This is a genomic window from Streptomyces specialis, assembly GCF_001493375.1.
GTDB lineage: Bacteria > Actinomycetota > Actinomycetes > Streptomycetales > Streptomycetaceae > Streptomyces > Streptomyces specialis.
Genome location: NZ_LN929799.1, coordinates 1 through 4734, shown reverse-complemented (window position 1 = coordinate 4734; position 4734 = coordinate 1). Strand labels below are relative to the sequence as shown.

At 75.1% G+C, this 4734-nt stretch carries 4 protein-coding genes and 1 pseudogene; 2 read left to right on the top strand and 3 right to left on the bottom strand.

Annotation, left to right across the window (positions count from 1 at the left end; all coding sequences use genetic code 11):
- Nucleotides 1–462 (bottom strand): annotated as a pseudogene (locus BN2279_RS27320) (hypothetical protein); the annotation flags it as partial.
- An 86-nt stretch (nucleotides 463–548) separates the two neighbouring features.
- On the opposite strand from BN2279_RS27320, the gene BN2279_RS07300 reads away from it, so the two are divergent.
- Both BN2279_RS07300 and BN2279_RS07295 read left to right on the top strand, forming a co-directional pair.
- A complete protein-coding gene (locus tag BN2279_RS07300; protein WP_059007655.1) occupies nucleotides 549–1532 on the top strand; it encodes an SCO2278 family lipoprotein in 984 nt (327 codons plus the stop codon).
- A gap of 143 nt (nucleotides 1533–1675) precedes the next feature.
- Nucleotides 1676–2842, top strand: a complete 1167-nt coding sequence (locus tag BN2279_RS07295) for a lipase family protein (RefSeq protein WP_059007653.1) — start codon at nucleotides 1676–1678, stop codon at nucleotides 2840–2842.
- Nucleotides 2843–2872: 30 nt separating this feature from the next.
- Here BN2279_RS07295 and BN2279_RS07290 read toward each other — a convergent pair whose 3' ends face one another.
- Entirely contained in the window at nucleotides 2873–3568 is a 696-nt protein-coding gene (locus tag BN2279_RS07290) for a bifunctional DNA primase/polymerase (RefSeq protein ID WP_059007651.1), read from the bottom strand.
- A gap of 67 nt (nucleotides 3569–3635) precedes the next feature.
- Nucleotides 3636–4733 carry a small ribosomal subunit Rsm22 family protein gene (locus BN2279_RS07285; protein ID WP_234347551.1) on the bottom strand — a complete coding sequence of 366 codons (1098 nt, stop codon included), beginning with the start codon at nucleotides 4731–4733 and terminating at the stop codon, nucleotides 3636–3638.
- Nucleotide 4734: the final 1 nt, after the last annotated feature.

The window sequence follows — 4734 nt, the reverse complement described above, 5'->3', positions numbered from 1 at the left end:
AGGCCGCGGGCATCGCCCGGCTGCGCGAGCTGCTCGACGCCCTGCCGGGCGCCTACTGGCCGGACCAGTACAACAACCCGGACAACGTCGCCGGTTACGCCACGATGGCCACCGAGATCGGGGACGCCCCGCGGGGCTGGACTCGCCACGCAGCCGCGCGAGTTGCCCGTCGGCGGAGTCGAGCGCGAAGCCGAGGACGAGCCCGGCGTACACGGCGACGGCCAGCGGCCACGACGGGCGGGCGAGGGCGACGGCGGCGACAGCGGCGAAGCTGAAGACGGCGCTGACGCCGGTCACCTGGTTCGGGGTGAGCCCGGCCCGGTAGGCGGCGGCGGCGAGGACCCGGCCCAGCGGCCGGTTGACGTACCGCGAGTAGAGCGAGACGCCCTTGGACGTCTTCTGCGCGTCGCGCAGCCGCGCGATCGCCGCGCCGTAGGTCATCGTGTCCGCCGTCCCCGCCATGCGGGGCATCATCGCACGCCGCGCACGGATACGATGCGTGGGCCGGAGCGAGGACACCGGGCGGAGAACGACGGGGAGGCCCCACGATGCGGGTGCGAGCACGACTGACGACGGCCACGGCGGGGCTCGCCACAGCCCTGGCGGCGGTGACGTCCCTGTCGGGCTGCATGACGGTGCACGGCGAGACCGCCGTCGTCCCGGCCCTCACCGAGGGCGAGGCGGAGCGCGCGTTCGAGCATTACGTCGAGACGAGCAACGAGGCCCTGGAGACGTACGACCCGGAGCTGAACGCCACGGTGGAGACCGGCCCGCTGGGCGCGATCCGCGACGCGGAGCTGACCGCGCGGCACGAGGTGACGCCCGAGGGCGCCATCAACTACGAGCCGCTGGAGTTCACCGACGCGCGGTTCCACATACCTCAGCAGGCGGGCTGGCCCAAGTACTTCGCGGTGGACGCGCGGACGGCACAGGACACCGAGAACCGGTGGCTGCTCATCTTCACCCGCGACGGCATCAAGGAGGAGTGGGCGGTCTCCTACCTCACGGTGCTGGCCGCCGACGACTTCCCCGAACTGGCCGAGGACGGCGACGGTTTCCTGGAGGACATCCCGGTGGAGGGCGACACCCACTCGGGTCTGGCGCTCGAACCCGGCGAACTGAGCGCCGCCTACGCCGAGTACCTGTCCAGCGAGGGCGACGGCCCGTTCACCGAGGGCCCGTACACGACGGACGCGCTGGCGGCACGCGAAGAGGCCAACAGCCAGCCGGAGTTCATCACCGAGTTCCGCGACCGGGCGGCGGAGGACGAGGCGTACGCGCCCGTCGCGCTGCGGACGGCGGACGGCGGCGCGCTGGTGCTGTTCACGTCGCTGTACCACGAGAAGCGGACGATGGCGCCGAACGAGCCGCTGGTCGTGGACCCGCTGGTGGAGGCGCTGATGGACGCCCCGGCCGAACAGGCCCTGACCATGGAGTGGGTCGTCACCCAGGCGGCGCTGGTCCCCGAGGGCGAGGGCGACATCGAGATCGTGGGCCGTGTGGCCGGCGTCATCACGGCGGGCGGCGAGTAACGCCCGCCACCGGCGGCCGGGATCCGGCCGGTTGCCCGTTTCTTGGCATAGCGATGCCAACGCCGACCGCCCGACCTGTCCCCTCCGCAGTGATTCCCGCCGGGGCGGGGCCGCCCGGCGGGACCGCTGGCTAGCATCCGGCCATGAGTCTGCGCCGAGCGGCCGTCGCCGCGTCCCTCGCCCTGGCCCCCGCCTCGTTCGGCTGCGTCACCGGTCTCCCCCCGGCGGCCGGGGCGGCGGCCGCCGCCCCCACGGCGGCCACCACCGCCACCACGACCGCGCCGGGGACCGTGCGCGGCATCCAGATGCTGCCCAGCTCCCAGCGGCCGGCGGGCGCCGGGTTCGCCGCCCGCGTCACGTACACCTCGACCGGGGTCGGCGGCGAGTCCACGGTGGTGGGCGGACTGGTCTACGTACCCAGCGGCCAGGCCCCGGCCGGCGGCTGGCCGGTGCTGTCCTGGGCCCATGGCACCACCGGGCTGGGAGACTCCTGCGCGCCCTCGGCCAACCCCGTCCCGGCGGGGATGAGCAGCTACCTGAGCACCTGGCTCCAGGCGGGCTACGCGGTCGTCGCCACCGACTACGCGGGCCTCGGTGGCCCCGGCGTCCACCCGTATCTGGACGGCGAGATCGAGGCGCGGGGCGTCGTGGACATCGTGCGGGCGGCGCGGAAACTGTCCCCGAAGCTGTTCGGGACCCGGTGGGCCGTGGCCGGGCACTCGCAGGGCGGCCACGCCGCGCTGTTCACCGGCCACATCGCCCCGGACTACGCCCCCGAGCTGGACTTCCGCGGCACGGTGGCGCTGGCGCCGCCGTCCAACCTGACGCCGATGATCTCCTCGCTGAACCCGGACATCACGGTCGCGCCGCAGCTCGTTCCGCTGCTCGCCTACATCTTCGCCGGACTCCAGGCCGCGAACCCGGAGTTCGACATGGGCTCCTACCTCAGCCCGCTCGGCGCCGAGGTGGTCACCGACGCCGAGACGCTGTGCAACGCCGCCCTGTGGCAGCGCACCCAGGGCATCGACATAGGGGAGCTGCTGAGCAGGCCCCTGGACGACGCCTTCGCCGAGGTGATGAGCGCCACCTTCGACGTGCCGACCAGCGGCTACGACGACCCGCTGTTCATCGCGCAGGGCGTGGACGACCAGACCGTCGCCAAGTTCACGACCGACCAGCTGGTGGACGACCTGACCGCCGCCGCGCAGCCCGTGACGTACACGACGTACCCGTCCGTCGGCCACAGCGACGTGCTGACGGCCTCGGCGCAGGACGCGCTCACGTTCCTCGCCCCGCTGATGACGCCGTGACCCGGCGCCGGGGGCGTGCCCCCGGAAGCGTCAGTGGGCCGGCTCGGTCGCGGCGACGTACTCGGCGCAGGCGTCCGTCAGCGCCTCGATGAGCGTCAGCGGGTCCGGCAGCGGGTGCTCCGGGCCCCGCAGCCAGCGGACCCCGGCGTCGGGGGCCGCCGGGAGGCGGGCCGGGGGCAGCAGGACATAGCTGCCGCGACAGTGCCAGCGCAGGCCCGGGTGCTCGTCCATCGTCTCCGGGTGGCAGTCCAGTTCGCACGGCCACCACTCGTCCTCGTCGTCCGGTGTGCCGCGCGTGGTGGTGAAGAACAGCAGCCGGTCCGGCTCGGCGACGGCGACCGGGCCGAGGTCCACGCCCTCGGCCGTCAGCCGGTCCATCGCCGCGCGGCCCGCGGCGGCCGGGACGTCCAGGACGTCGTGGGCGCGGCCGGTGGCGGTGACGAAGTTGGCGCGGGGGTCGGCGCGCAGCCAGCGGAGGATCTGCTCGCGGTCGGTCGTCGCCTGGGTCGCCCAGGTCAGCGAGACGGGGTGGCGGGCCGGCGTGGGACAGCCGATGCGTTCGCAGGAGCATCCGTAGTCCTGCGGGTACGCGGCGGGCGCCAGCGGGAAGCCCGCCTCGGCGGCGGCGAGCAGCAGCTCCTCACGGGCCCGGGCGGCGGCTTCCCCGGCGGCGGCGCCCCGGGCTCCGCGACGCAACCAGCGGGGCACTCTGCTCTCGCGTTCCATGGGCCTCCTAGCGCCTCGCCGACATCCCGTAAGCCCGGAAGCACCGGGAGCCGGGCCGTTTATTCCCCTACTCCGCGGTCTCGTCGCGCGTGTGGCGCACATCCTGCCCTGTGTCGGGCCCCGATGGGTAATCGGGAGAAACCGGCCACGCGTCGCCCCACGCGGCGTCGCGCGCCGCCCGGTAATCCGGTCCCTGACGCTTGGAAACGGTCACGCGGCGCAGCCCCTCGTCGCGGGTGCACAGGTCCAGGAGCACCTGCCCCTTGCGCGTCAGCGGGCGGCGGACGATGCGCCCGGCGGCCGGGGTCGCGGCCAAGTCCCCTGCCACGCCGGGCCTGACCGCCGCCACGAAGCTGAACTTCTCGTCCTCGTACGGCAGTACGCCGCCCTTCACCCGCCGGTGCAGTGCGGAGCGGCTGACGCGGGCCGCGAAGTGGCACCAGTCGGCGCCCGGTTCGACCGGACACATGCCGTCGTGCGGGCAGGGCGCCAGGACGCGCAGCCCAGCGGCGAGGAGCCGGTCGCGGGCGGACCGGACGCGCAGGTAGCCGTCGGGCGTGCCCGGCTCGACCAGGACCACCGCCGCGCCGGCCCGCGCCACCGCGTCGACCAGGGCGTCGCGGACGGCCTCCGGCAGCTCGCCCAGCACATAGGAGACGGTGACCAGATCGGTCGGGGGCAGCGCCGGGATCGCGGCCGGCGTGGCGCCGACGCTCTGCAACCGCCACTCCGCGGCCCGCTGCGGGCCGTCCCCGGCCAGCCGGACCAGCTCGCGGCCGAGGTCGAGCGCGGGCCCGGCCCGGTCCAGGACGACCGTCGCGCGGTCCGCGTCCGGCCAGGCGCCCGCCGCCGCCCAGACCGCCGCGCCGGTCCCGCCGCCCACGTCGAGGTGACCGCCGGGCGCCCAGCCGGGCAGCCGGACGGCGAGCCGGCGCAGCGCGGCGGAAACGGCCTCGAACGTGGCGGGCATCCGGTACGCCGCGTACGCCACGGCGTCCGCCCGGTCCCGCAGCACGGGAACACCGGCCGGTGTCCGTCCCCGGTAGCCCGCCATCAGCCGTTCGACGGCCGACGCGGCCTGCCGCGGCGGCCGTCGCGCAGCCGGTCGAGCGCGGCGCGCCGCCGTTCCGGCGCGGGAACGGGGGCGGGGCGCCGTCTCGTACACA

Coding starts and splice junctions, on each gene's coding strand:
- BN2279_RS07300 (WP_059007655.1), top strand. CDS start 549: ATGCGGGTGCGAGCACGACTGACGACGGCCACGGCGGGGCTCGCCACA.
- BN2279_RS07295 (WP_059007653.1), top strand. CDS start 1,676: ATGAGTCTGCGCCGAGCGGCCGTCGCCGCGTCCCTCGCCCTGGCCCCC.
- BN2279_RS07290 (WP_059007651.1), bottom strand. CDS start 3,568: ATGGAACGCGAGAGCAGAGTGCCCCGCTGGTTGCGTCGCGGAGCCCGG.